Consider the following 25,224-nt stretch of genomic DNA (forward strand, 5'->3'; position numbering starts at 1 on the left):
CGGCTACGGGCAGATGACCTCGTCCCCGGTGACCGCCCCGAACTCCCCCTGGAGTTCGTCCTCCGCGCGCACCGGCCGTACCGCCCTGAAGTCCTTGCCCGCGATCACCTTGAGTACCGCGCCCTGTCGCTCGACCTGGCGCATCTCGCAGCCCGGCAGAGCCGTCGCGAGGGTCTTCGCCGAGCGGTCCCAGCGCGGGTCGTAGGCGACGACGGTCCGCGGGGCCGGTGCCGCCGCCGCGTTCGGCGCGTCCGTGGGCAGGCCCGTCGTGCGGAACCCGGTGGCCCGCAGCTCCGCGTCGACGCGCTTGCCGAGCCCCGGCGCCCCCGAACCGTTCTCCACCTGCACCTGGATCTGCTGTGGTGAGACGTCCACCAGCGCGGCCTTGGAGCGGCCGCGGTGCGAGGCCAGCGGGCGGTCCTCGCGCAGCGCCTCGAACAGCTTCGCGGACTTCACGGGATGCCACTTCAGCGTCGAGCCGATGCCCGGCAGGACCTGCGCCTGGATGCTCAGCGGCACGGTCGTGAACTCCGAGGACGACGGCGAGAAGCCCCGCATCGCCTGTCCGAGGGCCAGCATGTCGCTCGTCCCGAAGCCCTGGTCGGCCCGCACCGAGCCGAGGAGCGTGCGCGTCACGTCCCGGAACTTGACGGGGTTCAGCAGCACGCCGCTGCTGGTCGCCTTGGCGATGAGCGCCGCGAGGAACCGCTGCTGGCGCTGCATCCGGCCCAGGTCGGAGGCCCCGTCGACGTACCGCGAACGCACGTACTGAAGGGCCTCGCCGCCGTTCATGGCGTGCGAGCCGATCGCCATGTTGAGGCCGGTCTTGGGGTCGACCAGGTTCTTGGTCGTGCAGATCTCCACGCCGCCGACCACGTCCACGGTCTTGATGAAGCTGGTGAAGTCGACCTCCAGATAGTGGTCGATCTTGACCTTGGTCATGTGCTCCACGGTGCGCACCGTGAGGTTCGGCCCGCCCTCCGCGTACGCGGCGTTGATCTTGTTGGGATGCGGGCGGTGCTTCTTCCCGGTGATCCGGTCGGTGTGCGCGGGCAGCTCGGCGTAGGAGTCCCGGGGCAGGCTGACGACGCTGGCGCGGTCCTTGTCCTCCGAGATGTGCACGATCATGATCGTGTCGGTGCAGTGGCAGGGCGCGCCGCCCAGGCGGTACTTCTGCTTGTCCGCGGGGGAGATCTTGTCGCGGCCGTCGGTGCCGACGAGCAGGACGTTCATGCCGTGGCCCGAGGCGGGCCTGTTCTTCATGTCCTTGAAGGCGTCGACCCGCTTGATCCCCGTGTCGAGACCGGTGACCACGGTGTGCCCGATCCCGGCCGCCGCGAGCACCGCCACCGAGCAGGCGGTCGTGACCCGCATGGCCCAGCGCGGCCGCCGTTTGCCCCGCGCGGCCGGCCTGCGTGCGGGCGGCCTGTGACCCTGCGGCTGCGGGCGGCGCGGCGGGGGAGCGGGGTGGCGGGGCGGTGTGGGCACGTGGGGGACACCTCCGCGGAGACGGGCGATGGCTGCGGGCGGTCGGCGGGAGCGGCGGGAGCGGCGGAATCGAGGACGGGGGCGGGGCCGGCCCGGGACGGGAGCGGGGGAACCCGAGAAACGTAAGCCCATACGAAATGCGGCCCGGGGCAGCGACCCCTGCGGCGCGCGACCGTGTCCCCCATTCGCGGTAACGTGACGCGTGATGAACGCGAAGTCTGGGGCGCAGCCGCCCGCCGTATCCGTGATCATGCCCGTCCTCAACGAGGAGCGGCATCTGCGCGAGGCCGTCCACGCGATCCTGCGGCAGGAGTACGCGGGTGAGATGGAGGTCGTGCTCGCCCTCGGCCCCTCCGCCGACCGCACCGACGAGATCGCCGCGGAGCTGGTCAGGGAAGATCCGCGGGTGCACACGGTCCCGAATCCGACGGGGCGCACGCCGGCGGCGCTCAACGCCGCGATCAAGGCCTCACGTCACCCGATCGTGGTGCGCGTCGACGGCCACGCCGCGCTCTCGCCGGGTTACATCACGACCGCCGTCCGCCTCCTGGAGGAGACCGGCGCGATGAACGTCGGCGGCATCATGCACGCCGAGGGCCAGAACGACTGGGAGCGCGCGGTCGCCGCCGCCATGACGTCGAAGATCGGCGTGGGCAACGCCGCCTTCCACACCGGGGGCGAGCCCCAGCAGGCCGAGACGGTCTACCTCGGTGTCTTCCGCCGCGAGGCGCTGGAGCAGCAGGGCGGCTACAACGAGGAGTTCATCCGCGCCCAGGACTGGGAGCTGAACTTCCGCATCCGCGAGGCCGGCGGCCTGATCTGGTTCTCGCCCGACCTGCTGGTCTCCTACCGCCCGCGCCCGAGCGTGCAGGCGCTGGCCAAGCAGTACAAGGACTACGGCCGTTGGCGGCACGTCGTCGCCCGCTACCACGAGGGCTCGATCAACCTGCGCTACCTCGCGCCGCCGACCGCGCTCTGCGCGATAGCGGCGGGCCTGGTGGTCGGCGCGGCGTTGACGCCGTGGGGCCTGGTGATCCCCGGCGGCTACCTCGCGGCGATCGTCGCGGGCTCCGTCCCGGCGGGCAAGGGCCTGCCCCTGAAGGCGCGGCTCCAGATCCCGGTGGCGCTCGCGACCATGCACATGTCGTGGGGCTGGGGCTTCCTGACCAGCCCGCGCTCGCTCGCCAGGAAGGTCATCGCCTCGCGTCGCCCGGCCGTCCTGGGGGAGACCCAGGAGGCCTGACGGCTCGCGGGGCGGCTACCAGGAGAAGTCCGGGTCCACCTTCATGCACGCCTTCTTGTCGGACCCGCTGAGCGCGTCCGCCGAATCCGGCGTCCTGTCGTCCTTCTTCGACGGCTTGGGCGGCTTGTCGCCCTCGCGCCAGTCGGCGCCGACGATCAGCGTGACCCCGGAGACGTCCGTGGACTTCTTCACCGAACTCAGCGGCAGCTTCAGCGCCTTGGCGATCCGCTGGGCATCGCCCTCCAGCTCGGCCGACGGGTAGCGGATGACGGTCTTGCCCTCGGTCAGGACCGTCGTCGTGTCCGGCGTGGCCTTCTTGAAGCCCTTGCCGGTCAGGAGCTGCGCCACGGTGTTCGCCCGGCCGGAGGTCGGCGGCTCGGTGGCGGTCCGGGTGCCGTTCTGGACCTGGATCGCGATCTGGTCGTCGGCGGCCGCCGGGTCGTCCGAGAGCTTCTCCTCGGCCTTCTTCTTCTTGCCCTTGCCGTCCAGCGGGATGTCGTCGCGCACCAGCCGGAAGAGCTGCTCCGCGTCGCCGGGCTTGGGGACGACGCGGGCACCGACGTACTCGAAGGGCATGGTCGTCATCGTCGTACGGGAGGGGGAGACCTTCTTCAGCTCGTTGCCGAGGTCGTACAGCTCCTTGATGGTGCCGAGGCCGTCGTCCACCTTCAGCGCCTTCGTGGCCTCCTCGGCGAGCTTGCGCAGCTGGTTGGGGCTGGTCAGACCGGTGTTCTCGCGAAGCTTGCGGACCAGCGCGTTCATGTACATGTGCTGGGCCTTGGCGCGGCTGATGTCGGTGCCGCCCTCGAAGCCGTAGCGGGTGCGCAGCCACTGCAGGGCCTGCTCGCCCTTGACCTCGGTGGTGCCCTTCTTCAGCTTCAGACCCGAGCCGTGGCCCTGGCTGTCGCGCGAGTGGATGTTCCTGTCCACGCAGACCGGTACGCCGCCGATGGCGTCGGCCATGGAGACCACACCCGAGAAGTCGACCATCATGAAGTGGTCGATGTGGATGTTGGTGAGCTTCTCCCAGGTGGCGACCGTGCAGCCGGGGCCGCCTCGGCCCAGGGACTCGTTGGTCATGAACCGCGGCCCGGTCTGCGGATAGACCTTGCCGTCGTCGGGGTCCGTGCACTTGGGGATCTGGAGGAGGGTGTCGCGCGGCATGCTGACCACGGACATGTTGCTGCGGTCGGCCGAGAGGTGCAGCAGCATCTGTACGTCCGCGAGCGGCGGGGAGCCGAAGGTGTTCTTGGCGCCGCCGAGCTTCTGGTTCGCCTTGGAGTCCCGTGCGTCCGACCCGATGAGCAGGATGTTCAGCGGCGTCTGCCCGGCGGCGTTGGGCGTGGGCTCGGGGGCCCGGTGCTCGCCGAGGTTCAGGTCGTCGGTCTCCAGGTTGCCGTTGAGGTGCTGGTAGTACAGGTATCCGGCGCCGGCCGTGCCGAGTATCAGGACGGACAGGATCGTCGCCGACCAGCGCAGGACCCGGCGCTTGCGGCGCGGCGGGCGGCCCTCACCGCCCGCGCCGCGCCGCCGCCGGTGACCGGGGGGCCGGCCATCGCCCCGGGCGGCCGCGCCGGCGCCCGCCGAGGACTTCTCCGAGCGCGCGGCGGAACCGGAGCGCGCTGCGGCGTCGGACGAGGCCTCGTCGGAGCGCTTCCCGTCCTGCTTGCCTCTGCCCCAGCCGTGATCACTTGCGTGCGGGGCACGTGATCGAGCCCCCTCCTTACGCACGCTGTTCTGCCTCATCCCCAGCCCCTCCCCGCCCTGTCCCTGCACCGCGGCCGTTCCGCTTCGCCTGGGCCCATGTGCCCTCGGCGCGTTGTTAGACGCAGAACGACCGCTTCAGGTCACTTGGCGCACACAGTCTTGTCGGCTTCGACCTTCTGGACCCCGTCCGGCGCCTTCGACGGCGGGGCGATGGGCACCCCCGCGCCCTCGAAGTCGCCGCCGAGCGTCAGCTTCAGGGCAGGGAGCCCCTGTGCGTTCTTCTCGCTCTTGCCCGGCTTCATGGCGGAGGCGGGCAGCCCCATGATGGCGGCGAGCCGACGGGCCTGGTCCGCCTGGGCCGATCCGTACTCCAGCGTCGTCTTCTCGATGACCGACGGCGCGTTCCCCTGCTGGCTGGACTTGAGCACGCCCGCATTGTTCTGCAGCCACGTGAGAGTTGTCTGAGCGGCGCCGGTCTTGCCGCTGCCGTTGAAGATGTCGACGCGCACGTCGGCGGCGTCGGCCTTGGGGCCCTTGAGCCGGGCGGCCACCGCGGCCTTCTCCTTCTTCTGCTTCTTCTTGACCTCGGTCAGCGACTGGTCGGCCCGCAACATCGCGAACAGCGGCTCCGCCTTGGGCGGGTCGGGAACGACCGTGATGGGGGTCTTCTCGGCGGGGTTGTCCTTCACCGGCAGCGTGGCGAAGGTCAGGTTCTTCATGTCGAGCTTGCCCAACTCCATGCCGAGGTCACGGAGCTTCATGATGTCCGCGATCTTGGAGTCGACGGCGAGGGCCTCGGTGCCTGCCTCCGCGAGGGAGAACATCTTCTTCGGGCTGGTGAGGGTGTCGCTCGACTTCAGCTTGCGCATCAGCGCGCTGAGGAACTGCTGTTGCAGCGCGATGCGGCTCAAGTCGCCGCCGTTGCCCACGGCATGCCGGGTGCGCACGAACGCCAGCGCCTGCTCGCCCTCGACCGTGTGCTTGCCCTTGGACAGCTTCAGATGCGATTTGGGGTCGTCGATGTCCTTGGCGAGGCAGACCTCCACCCCGCCGACCGCGCTGGAGAGCGTCTTGACCGCGTTGAAGTCGGCCACCATGAAGTGGTCGAGCTTTATCCCGGTGATCTTCGTGACCGTACGCATCGTGCAGCTCGGGGTGCGCTCGCTCTGGCCGAGGCTCTGGTTGAAGCGGACGTTCTGCGAGCCCTGGATCGTCTTTTGGCTGCCGTCCTCCATGGTGGTGGGGCAGTCCGGGATGTCCGTGATCATGTCGCGCGGGATGCTCAGCGCCGTCGCGTTCGTACGGTCCTTCGAGACGTGCAGCAGGATCGTGGTGTCCGCGTGGCCGAGGCTGCCCTCGTCGCCGTAGCCCTTGTTGCCGCTGCCGCTGCGCTTGTCGGTGCCGATCACCAGGATGTTGATGGGCCGGTCCTTGCTGAAGCCGCCGGTGCCCGCGCCGTCGTCGTTGATCGACGTGATGTTGTCGTTCAGGTGCTGGTAGTAGAGATACCCGCCGACACACCCCGAGACCAGCAGGAACGCCAGCGTGCCGCCGGTCCAGACCATGACCTTCTTGCCCGCGGACTTCTTCGGCTTCTGCTTGCGCCTGCCACCGGCCGCCTCCGGCTCCTTGCCCCGGCGCCTGCGCTGTCCGGGCACCTCGCGGCGCGCGTCGCGCTCGCCCGGGCGCGGGCGCTCACGGTCACGGCCCGTCGGGGTGCGGCCTCGGCCGCCCTGACGGGAGGGGGCCTTACGGGGCCCCGGGACCGTCGAAGGTCCTTGCTCTGTGGAAGGACTCAGTCGCAGCTCGTAATCACCCGTGTCCGGATTGAGCACCCACTGGTCTGCGGGGTCGATGTTCTCTGCCCGCCCACGGCCTTGCGCGTCCACGGTTTTCTGCGTCCTCCGTCGGGGCCACGCGGCGCCTTACCCCCCTCAAGAAGGCGCTCGGTCAGTCGGTCCAGCGGTGCGCGGCCCCAAGGGCCCGGTGCACCGGATCGCTCACACTATCCGCCCAGTTCAGCGCCGGACGACGCCGGTGACAAATTCCACTCCCCTACAACTGGGCAATCCGCCCCATTTCTTGGTCGCGGACGGCTTTCCTTTGGGGATCGCTTTACTCGCAGGCGGTCTCCGCGGCGGTGTTGCCCCGGAATGTCGGCGCCGGTGAGGGCGTATGCGTGGGGTCGTCCGGCTTCCCGTCGCCGCGTGCCTGTTCCTGGCTCGGTGCCGGTTTCACCGGCTTCTCCGGGATCACGGCGACCGGGGTGTCGGCGCGCAGCCGTGTGAAAAGCTGCTCCGCCGCCGGCTCCACCAGTTCGTCGCGGTTCGCGTCGTACGTGTACGACTTCCGGGGGACGGTGAGGAACTGCACCCGCTCCGTGGGGATGTCGCGCATGCCGCGCACCAGTTCGTACAGCCCGCGCAGACTCGCGATCCCGGGGTCCGTCGTCAGCGAGGAGGTCGCCGCGTCGAGGACCGGGTAGAGCTTCGTCGGATTCAGCAGCACGTCGTTGCTCTGCACCTTGTTGACGAGCGCGCCGAGGAACTCCTGCTGGCGGTCCATCCGCTCGGTGTCGCTGCCGTTGCCGAGGCTCTTGCGGGCGCGGACGTAGCCGAGGGCCTGTTCGCCGTCCAGGGTCCGTGGCCCGGGAGCGAGCCGCACCTGCGCGTCCTCGTCGTCGATGGGCGTCTTGACGCACACCTGTACGCCGTCGACCGCGTCGACCATGTCCTTGAACCCGGCGAAGTCCACGACCATGTGATGGTCCACGCGGATGCGGGTCAGCTTCTCGACGGTACGGATCGTGCAGGCCGTCCCGCCGAGTTCGAACGCCCAGTTGAACTGCGCGAATTGGGCGCGGGTGCGCGAGCCGTCCGGCCTGAGGCAGCCGGGGATGTCCACCATCAGGTCGCGCGGGATCGACACGGCGGTGGCGCTCTGCCGGTCGGCGGCCAGGTGCAGCAGGATGGTGGTGTCCGAGCGCTGGGTGCCCGCGTCCCTGCCGTACTTGCGGTTCTCCTCGCCCGCGCGCGTGTCGGAACCGATGAGCAGGATGTTCTGCGCGTCGTGCACCAGCGGCGTCGGCCGCTCCTTCTCGTAGCGCTCCAGCTCGGCGGCGGCGTCGGTGTCCCGCGTGATGTTGCCGTCCAGCTTCCGGTACGCCACCCAGCCCGCGCCCCCGGCGGCGAGCACCAGCACGGACACGCCGAGCGCGATCCCGCCCAACCAGCGGTTCCTGCGACGCGCCGTGCCCGCCCCGGAGGGGCTCGCACCCGCCCCCGGGCCGTACGTGCCCTTCGGCCCGGGCGCACCGGACCCGGGGGCCGGCGGCTCGTCCGGTCCCACAGGCGGGCCCGCGGTGTCGGTCACGTCTGCGTCCACCCCTCCTGGCTGCGTCGGCGCGTGGTGCGTCCCCTACGACCATGGACCGACGCGGGGCGGGGGGCCTCTGGGCCCGGTACCGCTGTACGCCGAACGGGCGACGCGGCGCCACGGGGCGCGGGGAACCGCGCGGCCCTGAGGCGCGGGCGCGGCCGCCCGTCCAGAGCGCCCCCGGCCCCGCGAGGCTCACCGGACGGTGACCGTCACCCGCTCGTCGGCGATCCGCTTCTCCAGGCCGCCCTCGGCGAGCCGGTCGAGGTGCCGGCACAGCACCACGGAGCCGCCCGCGGCCAGTGCCGCGTACAGGCCGTGGCTCAGGCCCTCCCAGGTCGCGTACGACTGCCCCGACAGGATCCGCGTGCCCGGCCCGACGCCGAGGCGTGCGGCGTCGGCGCGAGAGCGCTCCACCAGCTGCGCGCCGGTCAGTTCCAGGCCGTCGACGGCGAGGGCGGGCCCGTCCGGGTCCACGGGCGCGTAGGGGGCGAACCGGTCGCCCTGGCCCGGCACCTCCACCGCGTAGTCGGCGAAGCCCTCGGGCGGCTGCGGGAAGCGCCCGCCGAGCGGCCGCAGGGCGAGCGCGATCCGCTCCCCGGAACAGGCGCGGGCGGCCTCCAGCGCGTCGGGGCCGCTGACGACGAGATCGGCCGCGGCCGGGTCGCCGCCGACATCCGCGACCACGCCCACCGATGCGCAGGCGAGCAACCACACGGCCGTCTGCCAGTGCGCGGGCAGCAGCAGCACGGCCCGGTCGCCGGGCTCGGCGGCGAGGTCGCCCTGGAGCAGATTGGCGGTCTTGGCCACCCAATTGGCGAAGGTGGCGACGGACAATTCCACGCGCTCACCCGTGGCGTCGTCGTAGAAGGTGACCAGGGGACGGCCGGGATCCGCGGCGAGCGCGGATCGCAGCAGGTCGGCGGGGGTGCGGTCGTTGGCGTTCACGGGCGCAAGGGTACGCGGGCGACGGCGCGGCGCCGGGTTGGCGGGGGAGCGCGGGCCGCCGGTACGGCCGCTCCCGGCCGACGGTCCGTCAATTCCCCGATGGACAGATATGTTCCGGTATGCCGACGATCAGACGTATGCGTGGATTCCTTGCTTCCTCGATCGGTGTCACCTGCGCGGCCGCACTGGCCCTGCCCCTCACCCTGCCCTCGTCCGGCGCCTGGGCCGCGACCCCCGGCGCGCCGCCCGCCGGATGGCCCGCCGAGGCGATCCCCGGCAGCACCCAGTCGCTGCCGCTCGCCCCGCTCGGCACTGACCGCTCGCTCGGCCCCGCGGACCGCGAACAGGGCCTCGCCCGGCGCAATGTCCGCCCCTTCTCCCTGGTGGGCGTCGTCTGGGACGATCCGGCCGACGAACTGCACGGCACCGTCCAGGTCCGCACCCGGGCGAGCGGCACCCGCACCTGGTCCGGCTGGCAGGGCGTCGAGACGCACAACCACGAACACGCGGCCGACCCGGGCACCCTGGAGGGCGGCACCGGCAAGGCCCGCGGTTCGACGGCGCCCCTGTGGGTCGGCCACTCCGACGGCGTGGAGATCCGCGTACGGGCGGAATCCGACCGGCGTACGAGCCGTGGCCCCGCCGAGTCCCTGCTCCCCGATGGGCTGCGCCTGGAACTGATCGATCCGGGTGACGAGCCCCCGCCGCGCGGCAGCCAGGCCCAGGCCGCGCAAGCCACCGCCATGACCGTCGAGTCGGCGGCCGCCTCCGCCGTCAACGCCGAGCTCGCCCCGCTCGGCGCCGACGTCATCCCCGAGTTGACCAAGCAGCAGACGGAGGACGACCTGACCGCCGCCCGCGGCGCCCCCGAGGACGCGGCCAAGGCGCGGCCCTACATCGGCCCGCGCCCGCGCATCATCACGCGCAAGGGCTGGGGCGCGGACGAGCGGATCCGCGAGAAGAACTTCGCGTACACCAAGACCGTGAAGGCCGCCTTCGTGCACCACAGCGCCTCCGGCAACAACTACAGCTGCTCACAGGCGGGATCCGTGCTGCGCAGCATCTACCGCTACCACGTCAAGAGCAGCGGCTGGCGGGACTTCGGCTACAACTTCGCCGTCGACAAGTGCGGAAACATCTACGAAGGACGTGCCGGAGGTGTGGCCAAGCCGGTCCTCGGGGCCCACACTCGCGGTTTCAACGCGAACAGCACGGGCATCGCCGTCCTCGGCACGTACAGCAGGTCCAATCCGCCGAAGGCGGCCGTGAACGCCATCGCCCGGCTGACCGCGTGGAAGCTCGGCCTGTACGGCGCCGACCCGAGCGGCACCACGCTCCTGAAGTCCGGCGGCGGCAATCTCTACAAGAAGGGAACGAACGTCCGACTCCAGGTGATCTCGGGTCACCGGGACGGATTCGCCACCGACTGCCCCGGCAGCCGCCTGTACGGCAAGCTCGGAACCGCTCGGTCCGCTTCGGCCCGCATGCAGGGCCGCTGACGCCGGGCCGCACCGCGTGAACCGCACCATCTGCACATCCGTCTGCATACACTGGCCGGCCGAAACGCACGTTCGGCCGGCCCCAGCAGGAAGCAGAGACGACAGGTGACAGAAGCGATCCTCCTGGTCGGCGGCAAGGGGACCCGGCTGCGGCCGCTCACGGTCCACACCCCCAAACCGATGGTCCCGGCGGCCGGCGTCCCGTTCCTCACCCATCAGCTGGCACGGGCCCGCGCGGCGGGCGTGGAGCACATCGTCCTCGCCACCTCCTACCTCGCCGAGGTCTTCGAGCCGTACTTCGGCGACGGCTCCGCGCTCGGCCTGCACATCGAGTACGTCACCGAGACCGAGCCCCTGGGCACGGGCGGCGCCATCCGCAACGTGGCGTCGCGGCTGCGCTCGGGGCCCGGTGAACCCGTCCTGATCTTCAACGGCGACATCCTCACCGGCCTGGACATCCGCGCCCTGGTCGCCACGCACGAGAGGTCCGGCGCCGACGTCTCCCTGCACCTGACCCGGGTCGCGGACCCGAGGGCGTACGGCCTGGTCCCCACGGACGCCACCGGCCGGGTCACGGCCTTCCTGGAGAAGCCGCAGACCCCCGAGGAGATCGTCACCGACCAGATCAACGCGGGCGCCTACGTCTTTCGCCGCTCGGTCATCGACACGATCCCCGAGGGCCGGCCCGTCTCCGTCGAACGCGAGACGTTCCCCGATCTCCTCTCCCGCGGCGCCCACCTGCAGGGCATGGTCGACTCCACGTACTGGCTGGACCTCGGCACGCCCCAGGCGTTCGTACGCGGCTCCGCCGACCTCGTCCTCGGCCGCGCCCCCTCCCCGGCGGTCCCCGGGCGGCGCGGCGAGAGCCTCGTCCTGCCCACCGCCTCCGTCGCTCCGGACGCCAAGCTCACCGGCGGCACGGTCATCGGCGAGAACGCCGACGTCGGCGAGGGCGCGCGGATCCGCGGCAGCGCGGTCCTGGCCGGCGCGGTCGTCGAACCGGGCGCGGTGATCACGGACTCCCTCGTCGGCGTGAACGCCCGCGTCGGCGCCCGCGCGGTCCTCACCGGCGCGGTGATCGGCGACGGAGCGAGCGTCGGTGCCGACAACGAACTGCGCGAGGGCGTACGCGTCTGGTGCGGGGCGACCCTCCCTCCGGGGGCGGTCCGCTTCTCCTCGGACCAGTGAGACGCGCCGCTCCCGACCCGGCCGGCGACCCCGCTCGGCGGCTCGGTCGTCGGCTCTGACGGCGGCTCGGCCCGATCGGTGGCCGTCGCCTCGGCGCAGGGTGACGGCTCACCGGCGCGGCCCCGCGTCGCCTACCCTCGTAAGAATGTCCTCCCGTTTCGCCCCGCGCCCCTCCCGCACCCCTGTGCGCGGCGGCGGGACAGCCGTACCGGCGGGCGTCCCCCGGCAGGCCGCGGCGCCGCGCACGCGCGCGTGGCGGCCGCCCTTCCCGCTGGACCTGGGCGTGACCCTCGGTCCGCTGGGACGCGGGCCCGCCGACCCCACCTTCCGCATGACCCCCGACGGCTCGGTCTGGCGCGCCGCCCGGACGCCCGAGGGCCCCGGCACCCTCCGCGTGGCGCAGCGCGCCGGCACCGTGGAGGCGGAGGCGTGGGGCCCGGGGGCCGACTGGTTCCTCGACCGCCTGCCCACCCTCCTGGGCGAGTCGGACGACCCCTCGGTGTTCGTGCCCCGCCACCGCCTGGTCGCCGCGACGGCCCGCCGCCGGCCGGGGCTGCGCCTGGTCCGTACCGGCCTGGTCCTGGAGTCCCTGATCCCCTCGATCCTGGAACAGAAGGTCACGGCGGACGAGGCCTACCGCGCCTGGCGCCTCCTCGTCAGCGGCCACGGCGAGCCGGCTCCGGGCCCCGCCCCCCGGATGTACGTGATGCCGGACCCCCGCACCTGGTCCCTGATCCCCTCCTGGGAGTGGCACAAGGCGGGCGTGGACAACAAGCGGGCCTCGACGATCCTGCGCGCCGTGAAGGTGGCGGGGCGCCTGGAGGAAGCGGCGGCGATGGAACCGCCCGAGGCCCGGACCCGCCTGGAGGCCGTCCCCGGCATCGGCCCCTGGACCTCGGCGGAGACCGTCCAGCGCAGCAACGGCGCCCCCGACGCGGTGACGGTGGGTGACCTGCACCTGCCGGGCATCATCGGCCACGCCCTGGCGAACGACCGCGACGCGGACGACGAGGCGATGCTGGCCCTCCTGTCCCCCTACCCCGGCCAACGCCACCGAGCCACCCGCCTGATCCTCCTGAGCGGCCACACCCCACCCCGCAGAGCCCCCCGAATGCGCAAAACAAACATCGCCCTCCTCTAACACCCCCAGAACCCCCTCCAGGGGCGCGGGGAACTGCGCAAAACCCCCAACGCACCTGCACAGACGCACGCCGGAAAGCCCCCTCCAGGGGCGCGGGGAACTGCGCAAAACCTCCAACGAACCCGCACGGACGCACGGCGAGAAGCCCCCCTCAGGGGCGCGGGGAACTGCGCGAACAACCCCCACGCACCCGCACGCTCACACGGCGAGAGGGCATCTCAGGGGCGCGGGGAACTGCGCAAAACCTCCAACGAACCCGCACGGACGCACGGCGAGAAGGCGACCTCAGGGGCGCGGGAAACTGCGCGAACAACCCCCACGCACCCGCACGCTCACACGGCGAGAGGGCATCTCAGGGGCGCGGGGAACTGCGCAAAACCCCCAACGAACCCGCACAGACGCACGGCGAGAGGGCAACCTCAGGGGCGCGGGGAACGGCGCAAAACCCCAAAAACGGCCAACGCCCTACCGCACGGCGACAAAACCCCCCACATCCCGCTCCCCCCGCGCCGGAGGCGCCCCCGCCGGATGCCCCACGGCAACCGCCCCCATGGGATCCCACGACCCCGGCAGCCCCAGAACGTCCCGCACGACCTCCCGGCAGAACATCGTCGACGAAACCCACGCGGAACCCAGCCGCTCCCCGGCCAACGCGACCAGGAAGTTCTGCACCCCGGCCCCCGCCGCGACCACGAACATCTCCCGCTCGGCCGTATCCCGCCGCGCGTCCCCGTACGTATGGGAGCCGTCCATCACCAGGCAGGGCACCACCAGATAGGGCGCGTCGCGCAGGACGTCCCCGCGCCGCACCCGCCTGGCGATGGCCTCCGGCGACTTCCCGTCCCGCCGCAGATCCGCGATCCACGCGTCCCGCATCGCGTCCAGCAGCTCCAGGCGCGCGGCGGCGGACTCCACGAGCACGAACCGCCACGGAGTGGTGTGGTGCGGAGCCGGCGCGGTGACCGCCGCGGCGACGGCGCGCCGCACGGCCCCGGGGTCGACCTCCTCGTCGGTGAACTCCCGCACGGTGCGCCGCAGCGCCACCGCCTCCCGCACCGCTTCGGACGTGCCGAGCCGGAACATGTCGTCCCGCGCGTCCCGCACGAGCGCCCGCGCCCCGGAATCGACCCCGGCCCCAGAATCGGCGTCAGCGTCCAGGCGGCCGCCCACCACATGCCCGAGCCCCCGCACCACCGCGACCGGCAGCCCCGCCGCCTTCCCCTTGACGAGATCCCCCGCGGCGGCCAGCTCGTCGGCGGTGGCGACGACGGTCGCGCTCAGCGGATTGCCGTACGCGTCGACCCCGCCCCGCAGGTCGTCCAGGACCCGCACCCCCGAGGCACCGATGGCGACATCGGTGAGCCCGGCCCGCCAGGGCCGCCCGAAGGTGTCGGTGACGAGCACACCGACGTCCACGCCCAACGCCTCCCGCAGCCCCTGACGCACGGCGCGGGCCGAGGCGTCCGGGTCCACCGGCAGCAACAGGACCGTCCCCGCAGGAGTGTTCGAGGCGTCGACGCCGGCCGCGGCCATCACGAGCCCCTGCCGGTTCTCGACGATCCGCAGCGTCCCGCGCCGCGCGACGACCCGCACGGTCTCCGCGTCGATGGCCGCCTCACGGTCGTCGGCCGCGACGAGCCGCCCCTCCGCCTTGCTGACGATCTTGGATGTGACGAGGACGACGTCCCCGTCGGCGAGCCCCGGTTCGGCGGCCGCGATCAGCTTGGCGAGGTCGTCGCCCTCCCGCACCTCGGGCAGCCCGGGCACGGCCCACACCCGGAAGGACGGCCCCGCCGCGCCCCGCGTGGTCACGCCCGCACCTCCGAGGCGAGCGCGAGCGCCTGGCGGGCCATCTCCGCCGCCGCGTCGACGTCCGTCATCATCAGCGGCACGGCCCGGCACCGGATCCCGGCGCTCTCCACCTGCTCCACGACGCCCGCGTCGACGCTGTCGACCAGCCATCCGTCGAGCAGCCCGCTGCCGTAGTGCTCGGCGACGGCGGCGGCGGTGGTCTCCACGCCGACGGCGGCGAGCACCTTGTCGGCCATGCCGCGCACGGGCGCGTCCCCGACGATGGGGGAGAGGCCGATCACGGGCACGCCCGCCTCGGCGATGGCCTCGCGGATGCCGGGCACCGCCAGGATGGTGCCGACGCTGACCACGGGGTTCGACGGCGGGAAGAGGATGATGTCGGCCTCGGCGATCGCTTCGAGGACGCCGGGCGCCGGCTTGGCCTGGTCGGCGCCGACGGGCACGATGGCGTGCGCGTCCACGGAGGCGCGCAGCCGTACCCAGTACTCCTGGAAGTGCACGGCCTTCCGCTCGCCGTCGACCGTGACGGCGACATGCGTCTCGACGCGGTCGTCGGACATGGGGATGAGCCGCACGCCGGGCTGCCACCGCTCGCACAGCGCCTGCGTGACGGCGCTGAGCGGATAGCCGGCGCCCAGCATCTGCGTCCGCACGATGTGCGTGGCGAAGTCCCGGTCGCCCAGCCCGAACCACTCCGGCCCGACCCCGTAGGCCGCCAGCTCTTCCTTGACCTTGAACGTCTCGTCCGTACGCCCCCAGCCCTGCTCCTCGTTGATGCCGCCGCCGAGCGTGTACATCACGGTGTCCAGGTCGGGGCAGACCTTCAGCCCGAACAGGTGAATGTCGTCACCGGTGTTGCCGATGACCGTGATGTCCGCGTCGGGCGCGGCCTTCTTGAGCCCGCGGAGGAAACGGGCGCCGCCGATGCCGCCGGCCAGAACCACAATGCGCATGGTGCCCAGCATGTCAGGCGGGTGCGACAGCGCGTCAGGCGGTCACGACATCCTCCGCGACGCCGTCGGCGGTGACCGCGGCGCACTGGGCCGCGTGCATCGGCATCTCGGTCAGGCCGGGGTAGTAGACGTGCAGGCTGACGGCCGGTTCGAGGCGGTCGTTGACGACCTCGTGGACGTACCCCGGCGCGAAGACGCGCTGCGCGCCCGCTCCGAGCGACCGTGCGCCCTTGCCGGTGCGCTCGGACAACTCGCCTCGCAGGACGGTCAGTACACCCGAGGAGCGCCCGTGGTCGTGGCGGCCGCTGCCCTGGCCGGGCACCCAGGAGAGCAGCCACACCTCGTAGCCGGGCCCCGTGCGCAGGCGGTGGTACCAGCGGCTGGTGGCGTCGTAGCGGACGAGGTGCTCCCACTGGGAGCGGTCGGCGGCGATGGTGCGGGCGAGGCCGACGAACTCGGCCACGGTCGCGGGGTGCTCGCGGGCGGGCTGGAGCAGGTGCGGGACTTCGAGGATGTCGCCGGCGATCTGGAGGTCGCTGTCGCTGTTCATCGTGCGGTGGTTCCTCAACGTAAGAGTGTCGGGGTGTCGCGAAGGATGGGTGGAGCGCGGGGGAAAGGCGGGCAAGCGCGGGGCAGGGCCCAGCAGGGTGAGGCGGGGAGAGCGGCTCGACAGCTGGATGGACTCAACAGCTGGAGCAGGAACAGCGACAGCGCGCGTGGGCAGCACCGATGGACCCGCTGGTGCGGGTCATCGAAAGAGCCAGGTTCGCGAGCATGCCCATCAGGACACCCGCTCACACCTCTCACTGTCAACTCAATGTCCGATATGTGGGATAGCTTTCACCTCATCCGGTTGTTCGGTCAGGTGAAAGGTTTGTGCACCGGGTGCACGGGACACATGGCGCAGCAACCGGCACTCAAACATCGACGTCCTCCTCGGTGCGGCCTCCGGTGAGGCTCCTCGGGAGGGCGGTGCCGGCGGGCCCGTCGATGGGTGTCATGGTTTATGCCGATTTGAACACTTTCCGCATAGCCTTGGTTCCGCAGAGTGAATAAGAGGCCCAATAGCAGATCTCGGCTTGACTGGCCCGGATCGGCGCACTTGTAATTTCACTCGTGTCGTTCAGCCGAAACCGGTAACGGCAGCACCACGGGGACGCACAGACAGACGAGGGGCGCACATGACCGAGCTGGTTCAGGAACTGCTGGTCGAGGACGCGGACGAGGAACTCGGCTGGCAGGAGCGCGCGCTGTGCGCCCAGACCGACCCCGAGTCCTTCTTCCCCGAGAAAGGCGGCTCCACGCGCGAGGCCAAGAAGGTCTGCCTCGCCTGTGAGGTCCGCTCAGAATGTCTTGAATACGCACTCGCGAACGACGAACGCTTCGGCATCTGGGGCGGCCTGTCGGAGCGTGAGCGCCGCAGACTGAAGAAGGCGGCGGTGTGAGCGGAGCGCGTGCGAGCGCGTCCGCGCGGGTGTCGACCCGTCAATTCGGCACACACCTCCCCCGACCGCGTCTCTCCCGAACAGTGTGCGACGAACGGCCCGTCGCCCGTGGGTCATCCACAGGCGGCGGGCCGTCCTGGTGCCAGCCGTTAGTGTGGGGCCCCGTCCAAGACGCCCCGGCGCCCCCGCAGGGCGCAGGCGTCCCCCACAGTCCAGCGAACCGGGGCCCGTACCTCGATGTCCGTGCACAGCCATCCGGCAGCCCACCACGACGCTGCCGCCCCTGAGTTCCCGCGGCACGTCGTGACCGCGGTCCTCGTCTCCCACGACGGCGCCCGCTGGCTGCCGGACGCCCTGGCCGGGCTGCTCGGCCAGGAGCGGCCCGTGCAGCGGGCCGTGGCCGCGGACACCGGCAGTGCGGACGACTCCGCCCGCCTGCTCACCGAGGCCCTCGGCCCCGACCGCGTACTGCACCTCGCCCGCCGCTCCGGCTTCGGCACCGCCGTCGAGGAGGCGGTCCGCGCCGCCGCGACGCCGACCCCCGAAGAGCTGCCGTACCTGAAGCGGCCGAGTGGCTGGGACCCGGTGAGCCGGACCTGGCGCGACGACGCGTACGACATGCCGGACCTGCCGCACGGCGAACCGGTGCAGTGGCTCTGGCTCCTGCACGACGACTGCGCCCCCGAACCCGACGCCCTCGCCGAACTGCTGCGCGCCGTCGAGAACGAACACGCACTGGGCAAGGACGTCGCCGTCGTCGGCCCCAAGCTCCGCGGCTGGTACGACCGCAGGCAGCTCCTGGAGGTCGGCGTCTCCATCGCCAACAGCGGCCGCCGCTGGACCGGCCTGGACCGCCGCGAACAGGACCAGGGCCAGCACGACCACGTACGCCCCGTGCTCTCCGTGTCCACCGCCGGCATGCTCATCCGCCGCGACGTGTACGAGCAGCTCGGCGGCTTCGACCGCTACCTGCCGCTGATGCGCGACGACGTCGACCTGTGCTGGCGCGCCCACGCCGCGGGACACCGCGTCCTGGTCGCCCCCGACGCCGTCGTGCGCCACGCCGAGGCCTCCTCGCGCGAGCGCCGCACCGTCGACTGCGTCGGCCGCACGGCGACCTCACCGCACCGCGTGGACAAGGCGGGCGCCGCCTACACCCTGCTGGCCAACGCCCGGTCCGCCGTGCTGCCGTGGGTCCTCTTCCGGCTCGTGTTCGGCACGCTCCTGCGCACGGTCACCTACCTCGTCGGCAAGGCGCCCGGCCAGGCCCTCGACGAGATCGCCGGACTGCTGGTGACGCTGCTGCGGCCGGGGCGCATCCTCGCCGCCCGCAAACAGCGCGGCAGGTCGGTGCTCGACGCGGGGGAGACGCGGGCCCTGTTCCCGCCCCCCGGCGCCACCGTGCGGGCCACCGTCGAACAGGCCGCCGGCGGCCTGCTCGGCCGCTCCGACACCGACGCCCCCACGGGAGCGGGACGGCACGGCGCCGTCGAGTCCGGGCCCGGCGGCGACGACGCCGACTTCCTGGAGATCGAGCAGTTCGCCCGCCTCAAGCGCGTCGCCCGCAAACCGGGACCGGTGCTCTTCGTGGTGCTCCTGTTCGTCTCCCTCGTCGCCTGCCGGGCCCTGCTCGGCGGCGGGGCGCTCGCGGGCGGCGCGCTGCTGCCCGCCCCCGCCGACTCCTCGGGCCTGTGGGCGCGCTACCTCGACGCCTGGCACCCCGTCGGCACGGGCGGCACCCAGGCCGCGCCGCCCTACCTCGCGCTCCTCGCGAGCCTGTCCAGCCTGCTGTTCGGCTCCACCGGCCTCGCGGTCACCGTGCTGCTCGTCGGGTCCGTGCCGCTGGCCGGCTTCGCCGCGTACTTCGCCTCGCGCCCCCTGGTCACCTCGCGCCTGCTGCGCGCCTGGGCGTCCGTCGCGTACGCCTTCCTGCCCGCCGCGACCGGCGCGCTCGCGGGCGGCCGCATCGGCACCGCCGTCCTCGCCGTCCTGCTGCCGCTCATCGCCCGCGCGGGCGTCGCGGCCGCCGGTCTCACGGCCTCCGGGGGCGCCCGCGGGACCTGGCGCGCCACCTGGGCGTACGCGCTGCTGCTGACCCTCGCCACGGCCTTCACGCCGATCGTCTGGCCGATCGCCCTGGTGCTCGGCCTCGCCCTGCTCGTGCTGCGCCGCCGCGACCTCGTCGGATACGGGCCGCGCTTCCTCGCCGCGCTCGGCACCCCGCTGCTCCTGCTCGCCCCGTGGTCGCTGACGCTGCTGCCGTTCGGCTTCTTCAAGGAAGCGGGCCTGGAGTTCGGCGCCGGCTCCGCGAGCGCGCTCGACCTGCTCGGCACCAGCCCCGGCGGCCCCGGCACCGTGCACGGGCTGCTGCTCGCCGGCGTCGTCCTCGCCGCCCTCGGCGCCCTGCTGCGCGCCGAGCGGCAGCCGGCCATCCGCACCGCCTGGACGGCCGCCCTCGTCTCGCTGGTCTTCGCCGTCCTGTCGAACGACTCGGCGTGGGCGGGCCCCGCCACCCTCGGCTACGGCCTCGCCCTCCTTGCCGCCGCCGCCCTCGGCGCCGACGGGGCACGCGCGCGTGTCGCCGAACAGAGCTTCGGCTGGCGCCAGCCGACCGCCGCGCTCATCGCGTTCGCCGCGGCCGCCGGTCCGCTGCTCGGCGCCGCCGGGTGGATGATCCGCGGCGCCGACGGGCCCCTGGAGCGGCGCGACCCGGTGCAGGTCCCCGCGTTCGTGGCGGAGGAGAGCGGCACGCAGGACCAGGCCCGCACCCTCGTGCTCGACAGCGGGTCGCCGGCCGAGATCTCCTACACGCTCGTACGCGGCTCGGGCGCCCGGCTCGGCGACGCGGAACTGGCCGCGGCGGCCGGGACCGACGACCGGCTCGACGGCATCGTCGCCCGCCTCGTCGCGGGCTCCGGAGCCGACCAGGCCGACCACCTCGGCGGCTACGCCGTCCGCTACGTCCTCGTACGCCAGGGCGCGCCCCGCCAGATGAGCCGCACCCTCGACGCCACCCCCGGCCTGACCCGGCTCAGCCAGGAGGACGGCAGCGCCCTGTGGCGCGTGGACCGGCAGGTCTCCCGGGCCGCCATCATCCCCAAGGGCGGCGACCCGGAGCCCGTCGCCGCGGGCCCCGTCGAACTGCACACGAAGATCCCCTCGGGCGAGGCGGGCCGCGTCCTGCGCCTCGCCGACTCCGCCGCCCCGGGCTGGACGGCGACCCTCGACGGCCGCCCGCTGCCGCGCACCACGCTGGACGGCTGGGCGCAGGGCTTCGAACTGCCCGCCGGGGGCGGCCGCCTCGACGTCACCTACGACGCCCCGCTGGGCCACACCGCCTGGCTGTGGGCGCAGGGCGCGCTCGCCGTCGTCCTGGTGGTGCTCGCGCTGCCGGGCCGCCGCCGCCACGTCGACGACGACCTGCCCGACGAGCCCGTCGTCCCGGCCCAGGCGGTCGAGGGCGAGGGCCGCAGGGCGCGCAGGCTGCGGGCCCAGAGCGAGCAGGCCGGACCGGAGGTGGGGCAGGACGTGCCGCCGCCCCCCTCGTCCCCGGACACGCACGCCGTCCTGCCGCAGCAGCAGTCGTACGACGCCTGGGAGGCGCCCGCCCCCACCGGCGCCGACTACGGCGGGTACGGCGCCGACCAGCAGTACCAGGACGGCGCCTACCCCGCCGAGACCTACGAGCCGGCCCCTCAGGACCCGTACCGGGCGCAGCCCCACCAGGGCGGCCAGTACGACCCGTACGTCTCCTACCCCTCGTACGACCAGCAGCAGCCCCCTGTGCCGCCGCCGCACGGCACCGACAGCGAGCGCCCCGACGGGAGCCGACAGTGAACCGCGCCACCCAGTCCCTGATCGCCGTGGTCGTCGTGCTCGGCGCCGTCACCGGGTACGCCGCGTCCAGCGGCACCGACGGCGCGGGCGAGGACCGGGCGAAGACCGCCGCGCGCCTGCCCGTCGAGCGCACCAGCCTGCTCTGCCCGGCGCCCAGCGCCTCCGACCTGGCCGAGACCTCGTACACCGCCTTCAGCCCGCGCACGAGCGGCGCCGGGAGCACCGGCAAGGCGGAGCTGGTCCCCGTCACCAAGCAGCTCACGGACGCCCCGCAGGAGGGTGTCAAGGGCAAGCGCGCCAAGCCCTTCCTGACCCAGGGCACGGCGGGCGAGGCGGTCGGCGGCGAGGAGTCGGGGGGCGAGGCGCCCGTCCTCATCGGCACCGCCGAGGGCGCGCTCGCCCCCGGCTGGACCGTGCAGCAGACCACGACCTACTCCGCCGGAAGCGGCCGCGGCGCCCAGGGCACCAACTGCACCGCGCCCGACACGGACTTCTGGTTCCCGGGCACGAGCACCGCCAAGGGGCGCAGCGACTACATCCACCTGACGAACCCCGACGACTCCGCGGCCGTCGTCGACGTGGAGCTGTTCGGTCCGGACGGCGAGGTCACCTCCCCCGTGGGCGAGGCGATCCAGGTCCAGCCGCACTCCAGCGTCCCGGTGCTGCTGTCCACGCTCGCCGACAAGGCGTACACCAACCTCACGATGCACGTGAGCGCCCGCAGCGGCCGGGTCGCCGCCGCCGTGCAGTCCTCCGACGCCAAGCTCGGCGGCGACTGGCTGCCGGCCGCCGCCGACCCCTCGCCGGGCGCCGTCCTGCCCGGCATCCCGAAGGACGCCACGTCGGTGCGGCTGATCGCCTTCGCGCCCGGCTCCGAGGACGCGGACCTGAAGGTGCAGCTCGCCTCGCCGACCGGCACCCTCACCCCGGCCGGACACGAGACCCTCCATGTGAAGGCCGGGATGACGGCGGCCGTCGATCTGGGCGACGTCACCAAGGGCGAGGCCGGTTCGCTGCTGCTGTCCCCGGCCGACGAGCCGGTGCCCGTGGTGGCGGCGCTGCGCGTCACCCGGGGCAAGGGCGGCGCCCAGGAGACGGCGTTCATCCCGGCGACGGACGCGGTCGGCGCGCGGGCGACGGTCGCCGACAACCGCGCCAAGGGCTCCACGCTCTCCCTGGTGGCCCCGGACACGACGGCGAAGGTGAAGGTCACGGCCTCGTCCGGCACCGAGGGCGGCTCACCGGTCGCCAAGACGTACACCGTCAAGGGCGGCACGACCCTGGAGATCGCGCACCCGCCGGTGCCCAGCGGCCTCAAGGGCGCGTACGCCCTCACCGTGGAGCCGGTGTCCGGCGGCGAGGTGCACGGCTCGCGGATGCTGGCGCTGCCCGAGGACGGCATCCCGATGTTCACCGTGCAGACGCTGCCGGACGACCGGGGGACGGTCGCGGTGCCGCGCGCGAAGCGGGACCTTCGGGTGCTGGAGAAGTAGCCGGGCGGGCCCCGTCCGGCTCGCGGGCCCGCCGGTCAGTCGTCGTCGCCGTAGCGCGGGTCGACCGACTCGGGGGAGAGGCCGAGCAGGTCGGCGACCTGCTCCACGACCACCTCGTGCACCAGGGCGGCGCGCTCGTCGCGCCCCTTGGTGCGGATCTCCACCGGCCGGCGGTAGATGACGACGCGGGCGGGGCGCCCCTCGGACGCCGAGAGGGAGGCGCCCAGCGGCACCACCTCGTCACGCCACTCCCCGTCGGCCCCGCCGAGCGGCGGCACCTCTAGCACCAGGAAGTCGACGTCGGCGAGCTGGGGCCAGCGCCGTTCGAGACGCTCCACGGAGTCCTGCACGAGGTCCGTGAAGGCCTCGGCGCGGCTCGCCGAGAGCGGCACCTGGGGAGGCGCCACGGGCCCGCGCATGCCTCTGCCGTGGCGGTCGCGGCGGCGGGGCCTCGGGTCTGCGGAACGGGGCTGCACGGGGTCGTCCATCACTGACGAAGCGTAGTCACGAGATCGCCCTTTCCGCACGGTACGCGGCATGTCGCTTCCTGACCGTTCCGGCCGAACTTGGACTCAATTCCGTATCTCTCCAAGACCGTCGATCTCACGCCAAATGACGTGATTCGCGCCATGTGGTGACCGGATTCAACACCACGTGCCCCACCGGCAACTGGCGTCTGCGCAGGTCAATGCCGTACTCGCGGGACGGGCCGGATCGCGGGACGCGGCACGACACGGTGGAGTGACCTGATGGAGAGTCGTCGCGGCCCGCTCAAGAGTGCGGTACCGTCCAACGTCGTGAGCCCTGTACGTCGCTGTTCGCGCACCGCTTGCGGCCGTCCCGCCGTCGCGACGCTGACGTACGTCTACGCCGACTCGACCGCGGTCCTCGGCCCTCTCGCCACCTACGCCGAACCCCACTGCTACGACCTGTGCGCCGAGCACTCCGAGCGCCTCACCGCGCCCCGCGGCTGGGAGGTCGTCCGGCTCGCCGACGCCTCCGGTCCGGCCCGCCCCTCCGGCGACGACCTCGAAGCGCTGGCCAACGCCGTGCGCGAGGCGGCCCGCCCCCAGGAGCGCGCGGCCGAGGCGGGCGGCGGAGCCCGCAGGGCGGACCCCATGGAGGTCGCCCGGCGCGGCCACCTCCGCGTGCTGCGCTCGCCCGACTCCTGACCGGAATCCGCGGCCGCACGTCCTCACGCCTCACCCCGCCGCGGTTTGACGCCGCTCACAGTTCGTCGCCCCCCGTTCGTCGTCGTCCGGTGCGGGTAGGTTTGGGACGACCGGCGTGGGGTGACCGACGTACCGACATAACTCGCGGAACTTGCAGAGAGGGTTGGCCGTGACTGCTGATCTGTCCCAGATCGTGAAGGCGTACGACGTTCGCGGGGTGGTCCCGGACCAGTGGGACGAGACCCTGGCCGAGTTGTTCGGAGCGGCTTTCGCGCAGGTCACATCGGCGGACGCGATCGTGGTGGGCCACGACATGCGCCCCTCCTCGCCGGGCCTCTCGCGGGCCTTCGCGCGCGGCGCGGCGGCGCGCGGCGTCGACGTCACCGAGATCGGCCTGTGCTCGACGGACCAGCTGTACTACGCCTCGGGCGCGCTGAACCTGCCGGGCGCGATGTTCACGGCCTCCCACAACCCCGCCCAGTACAACGGCATCAAGATGTGCCGCGCGGGCGCGGCCCCGGTCGGCCAGGACACCGGCCTCGCGGAGATCCGCGCCCTGGTGGAGGGCTGGTCCGAGACCGGCACCCCCGAGCCCGCGGCGACCCCCGGCACCCTCACCCGGCGCGACACCCTCACCGACTACGCCGCGCACCTGCGCGGCCTGGTCGACCTCACCGGCAGCCGCCCGCTGAAGGTCGTGGTCGACGCGGGCAACGGCATGGGCGGCCACACCGTCCCCACCGTCTTCGAGGGCCTGCCCCTGGAACTGGTGCCGATGTACTTCGAGCTGGACGGCACCTTCCCCAACCACGAGGCGAACCCCCTGGACCCGGCCAACATCGTGGACCTCCAGGAGCGGGTGCGCGCCGAGGGCGCCGACCTCGGCATCGCCTTCGACGGCGACGCGGACCGCTGCTTCGTGGTGGACGAGAACGGCGCCCCCGTCTCCCCGTCGGCCATCACCGCCCTGGTCGCCTCCCGCGAGCTGGCCAAGCACGGCGGCGGCACGGTCATCCACAACCTGATCACCTCCTGGTCGGTCCCGGAGGTCGTCAAGGAGAACGGCGGCACGCCCGTGCGCACGCGCGTGGGCCACTCGTTCATCAAGGCGGAGATGGCCAGGACCGGCGCGATCTTCGGCGGCGAGCACTCCGCGCACTACTACTTCAAGGACTTCTGGAACGCGGACACGGGCATGCTCGCCGCCCTCCACGTCCTCGCGGCCCTCAGCGAGCAGGACGGGCCGCTGTCCGCGCTCGTCGCCCAGTACGACCGCTACGCCGGCTCCGGCGAGATCAACTCCACGGTGGACGACCAGACCGCCCGCCTGGCCGCGATCAAGAGCGCGTACGCCGCCCAGGACGGCGTCACCCTGGACGAGCTGGACGGCCTGACGGTGACCGCAGCCGACTGGTGGTTCAACGTCCGCGCCTCCAACACCGAGCCCCTGCTGCGGCTGAACGTCGAGGCCCGCGACGAGCCCACCATGGCCAAGGTGCGCGACGAGGCCCTCGCGATCATCCGCGGCTGACGGCCCCCGGGCCGCCTCGCGCGGAGGTAGGCTGACCAGGCCGCATCCTGTGAGGCGGCCCCGCTAAACCCCGCACCCGGGGGACCGCGGCGCGGCGCCTCGCAGGGTCAGCGGCACACCGCCTCGCGTCCGCCGCGAGAACCGCACCGCATCAGCTCGAAGGGACCCACCCCATGGCGCTCGAAGCCGGCCTCCTGGAGATCCTCGCCTGCCCGGCCTGTCACGCCCCCCTCAAGGAGACGGACACCGAGCTGATCTGCACGGCGGACGCCAAGGAGTGCGGCCTGGCCTACCCCGTCCGCGACGGCATCCCCGTCCTGCTGGTCGACGAGGCCCGCCGCCCCGCGTAACGGCACCCCGCGCAGGGCATACGCTCCGGCACGACCCAGCAG

Annotated in this window: 19 protein-coding genes; 10 read left to right on the forward strand and 9 right to left on the reverse strand. The window is 72.9% G+C overall.

Annotated features, from left to right (window positions below):
• Positions 1-3: 3 nt before the first annotated feature.
• Positions 4-1,488 (reverse strand): LCP family protein, encoded by a 1,485-nt coding sequence (locus tag ACZ5GP_RS17880; protein WP_468751738.1) that lies wholly within the window; start codon positions 1,486-1,488, stop codon positions 4-6.
• Between the two features lie 205 nt (positions 1,489-1,693).
• Between ACZ5GP_RS17880 and ACZ5GP_RS17885 the strand changes: the two genes are divergently transcribed.
• Positions 1,694-2,731: a glycosyltransferase family 2 protein gene (locus ACZ5GP_RS17885; RefSeq protein WP_468751739.1), complete on the forward strand. Its 1,038-nt coding sequence runs from the start codon at positions 1,694-1,696 to the stop codon at positions 2,729-2,731.
• 15 nt (positions 2,732-2,746) lie between these two features.
• Here ACZ5GP_RS17885 and ACZ5GP_RS17890 read toward each other — a convergent pair whose 3' ends face one another.
• From ACZ5GP_RS17890 to ACZ5GP_RS17905, 4 genes are all read right to left on the reverse strand, one after another.
• Positions 2,747-4,477, reverse strand: coding sequence for an LCP family protein (locus ACZ5GP_RS17890; RefSeq protein ID WP_468751740.1), 1,731 nt, complete (start codon positions 4,475-4,477; stop codon positions 2,747-2,749).
• Positions 4,478-4,578: 101 nt separating this feature from the next.
• On the reverse strand, positions 4,579-6,327 hold the full coding sequence (locus ACZ5GP_RS17895) for an LCP family protein (RefSeq protein WP_468751741.1): 1,749 nt from the start codon (positions 6,325-6,327) through the stop codon (positions 4,579-4,581).
• 226 nt (positions 6,328-6,553) lie between these two features.
• Positions 6,554-7,810: an LCP family protein gene (locus ACZ5GP_RS17900; protein ID WP_468751742.1), complete on the reverse strand. Its 1,257-nt coding sequence runs from the start codon at positions 7,808-7,810 to the stop codon at positions 6,554-6,556.
• A gap of 198 nt (positions 7,811-8,008) precedes the next feature.
• Complete coding sequence (locus tag ACZ5GP_RS17905; RefSeq protein WP_468751743.1) at positions 8,009-8,761, reverse strand: TIGR03089 family protein; 753 nt, start codon at positions 8,759-8,761, stop codon at positions 8,009-8,011.
• Between the two features lie 137 nt (positions 8,762-8,898).
• On the opposite strand from ACZ5GP_RS17905, the gene ACZ5GP_RS17910 reads away from it, so the two are divergent.
• The 3 genes from ACZ5GP_RS17910 (at position 8,899) to ACZ5GP_RS17920 (ending at position 12,589) form a co-directional block, all read left to right on the forward strand.
• Entirely contained in the window at positions 8,899-10,260 is a 1,362-nt protein-coding gene (locus ACZ5GP_RS17910; RefSeq protein ID WP_468751744.1) for a peptidoglycan recognition protein family protein, read from the forward strand.
• A 105-nt stretch (positions 10,261-10,365) separates the two neighbouring features.
• Positions 10,366-11,448 carry a mannose-1-phosphate guanylyltransferase gene (manB, locus tag ACZ5GP_RS17915; protein ID WP_468751745.1) on the forward strand — a complete coding sequence of 361 codons (1,083 nt, stop codon included), beginning with the start codon at positions 10,366-10,368 and terminating at the stop codon, positions 11,446-11,448.
• Positions 11,449-11,593: 145 nt separating this feature from the next.
• Positions 11,594-12,589 (forward strand): DNA-3-methyladenine glycosylase family protein, encoded by a 996-nt coding sequence (locus ACZ5GP_RS17920; RefSeq protein WP_468751746.1) that lies wholly within the window; start codon positions 11,594-11,596, stop codon positions 12,587-12,589.
• 465 nt (positions 12,590-13,054) lie between these two features.
• On the opposite strand, the gene ACZ5GP_RS17925 is transcribed toward ACZ5GP_RS17920, so the two are convergent.
• Genes ACZ5GP_RS17925 through ACZ5GP_RS17935 form a run of 3 tightly spaced genes read right to left on the reverse strand, consistent with a single transcriptional unit; the run spans position 13,055 to position 15,904 of the window.
• Complete coding sequence (locus tag ACZ5GP_RS17925; RefSeq protein ID WP_468751747.1) at positions 13,055-14,401, reverse strand: coenzyme F420-0:L-glutamate ligase; 1,347 nt, start codon at positions 14,399-14,401, stop codon at positions 13,055-13,057.
• Positions 14,398-15,354 carry a 2-phospho-L-lactate transferase gene (cofD, locus tag ACZ5GP_RS17930; protein WP_468751748.1) on the reverse strand — a complete coding sequence of 319 codons (957 nt, stop codon included), beginning with the start codon at positions 15,352-15,354 and terminating at the stop codon, positions 14,398-14,400. Before cofD ends, ACZ5GP_RS17925 begins: the two co-directional genes overlap by 4 nt.
• 34 nt (positions 15,355-15,388) lie before the next feature.
• Entirely contained in the window at positions 15,389-15,904 is a 516-nt protein-coding gene (locus tag ACZ5GP_RS17935) for a cysteine dioxygenase (protein WP_468751749.1), read from the reverse strand.
• Positions 15,905-16,535: 631 nt separating this feature from the next.
• Between ACZ5GP_RS17935 and ACZ5GP_RS17940 the strand changes: the two genes are divergently transcribed.
• The 3 genes from ACZ5GP_RS17940 (at position 16,536) to ACZ5GP_RS17950 (ending at position 22,129) form a co-directional block, all read left to right on the forward strand.
• On the forward strand, positions 16,536-16,799 hold the full coding sequence (locus ACZ5GP_RS17940) for a WhiB family transcriptional regulator (RefSeq protein ID WP_016642094.1): 264 nt from the start codon (positions 16,536-16,538) through the stop codon (positions 16,797-16,799).
• Positions 16,800-17,036: 237 nt separating this feature from the next.
• A complete protein-coding gene (locus ACZ5GP_RS17945) occupies positions 17,037-20,636 on the forward strand; it encodes a glycosyltransferase (protein ID WP_468751750.1) in 3,600 nt (1,199 codons plus the stop codon).
• Entirely contained in the window at positions 20,633-22,129 is a 1,497-nt protein-coding gene (locus ACZ5GP_RS17950; RefSeq protein ID WP_468751751.1) for a DUF5719 family protein, read from the forward strand. The genes ACZ5GP_RS17945 and ACZ5GP_RS17950 overlap by 4 nt, the downstream gene beginning before the upstream one ends.
• A gap of 35 nt (positions 22,130-22,164) precedes the next feature.
• On the opposite strand, the gene ACZ5GP_RS17955 is transcribed toward ACZ5GP_RS17950, so the two are convergent.
• On the reverse strand, positions 22,165-22,617 hold the full coding sequence (locus tag ACZ5GP_RS17955) for a metallopeptidase family protein (RefSeq protein ID WP_468751752.1): 453 nt from the start codon (positions 22,615-22,617) through the stop codon (positions 22,165-22,167).
• Positions 22,618-22,878: 261 nt separating this feature from the next.
• Between ACZ5GP_RS17955 and ACZ5GP_RS17960 the strand changes: the two genes are divergently transcribed.
• From ACZ5GP_RS17960 to ACZ5GP_RS17970, 3 genes are all read left to right on the forward strand, one after another.
• On the forward strand, positions 22,879-23,301 hold the full coding sequence (locus ACZ5GP_RS17960; protein ID WP_468751753.1) for a DUF3499 domain-containing protein: 423 nt from the start codon (positions 22,879-22,881) through the stop codon (positions 23,299-23,301).
• A 169-nt stretch (positions 23,302-23,470) separates the two neighbouring features.
• Entirely contained in the window at positions 23,471-24,832 is a 1,362-nt protein-coding gene (locus tag ACZ5GP_RS17965; RefSeq protein WP_468751754.1) for a phosphomannomutase/phosphoglucomutase, read from the forward strand.
• Positions 24,833-25,005: 173 nt separating this feature from the next.
• On the forward strand, positions 25,006-25,182 hold the full coding sequence (locus tag ACZ5GP_RS17970; RefSeq protein WP_358588566.1) for a Trm112 family protein: 177 nt from the start codon (positions 25,006-25,008) through the stop codon (positions 25,180-25,182).
• Positions 25,183-25,224 lie beyond the last annotated feature (42 nt).

This window comes from Streptomyces sp. NPDC031466 (genome assembly GCF_055581265.1).

Coding starts and splice junctions, on each gene's coding strand:
- cofD (WP_468751748.1), bottom strand. CDS start 15,354: ATGCGCATTGTGGTTCTGGCCGGCGGCATCGGCGGCGCCCGTTTCCTC.
- ACZ5GP_RS17945 (WP_468751750.1), top strand. CDS start 17,037: ATGTCCGTGCACAGCCATCCGGCAGCCCACCACGACGCTGCCGCCCCT.
- ACZ5GP_RS17890 (WP_468751740.1), bottom strand. CDS start 4,477: ATGAGGCAGAACAGCGTGCGTAAGGAGGGGGCTCGATCACGTGCCCCG.
- ACZ5GP_RS17935 (WP_468751749.1), bottom strand. CDS start 15,904: ATGAACAGCGACAGCGACCTCCAGATCGCCGGCGACATCCTCGAAGTC.
- ACZ5GP_RS17970 (WP_358588566.1), top strand. CDS start 25,006: ATGGCGCTCGAAGCCGGCCTCCTGGAGATCCTCGCCTGCCCGGCCTGT.
- ACZ5GP_RS17960 (WP_468751753.1), top strand. CDS start 22,879: ATGGAGAGTCGTCGCGGCCCGCTCAAGAGTGCGGTACCGTCCAACGTC.
- ACZ5GP_RS17910 (WP_468751744.1), top strand. CDS start 8,899: ATGCGTGGATTCCTTGCTTCCTCGATCGGTGTCACCTGCGCGGCCGCA.
- ACZ5GP_RS17885 (WP_468751739.1), top strand. CDS start 1,694: ATGAACGCGAAGTCTGGGGCGCAGCCGCCCGCCGTATCCGTGATCATG.
- ACZ5GP_RS17940 (WP_016642094.1), top strand. CDS start 16,536: ATGACCGAGCTGGTTCAGGAACTGCTGGTCGAGGACGCGGACGAGGAA.
- ACZ5GP_RS17955 (WP_468751752.1), bottom strand. CDS start 22,617: ATGGACGACCCCGTGCAGCCCCGTTCCGCAGACCCGAGGCCCCGCCGC.
- ACZ5GP_RS17920 (WP_468751746.1), top strand. CDS start 11,594: ATGTCCTCCCGTTTCGCCCCGCGCCCCTCCCGCACCCCTGTGCGCGGC.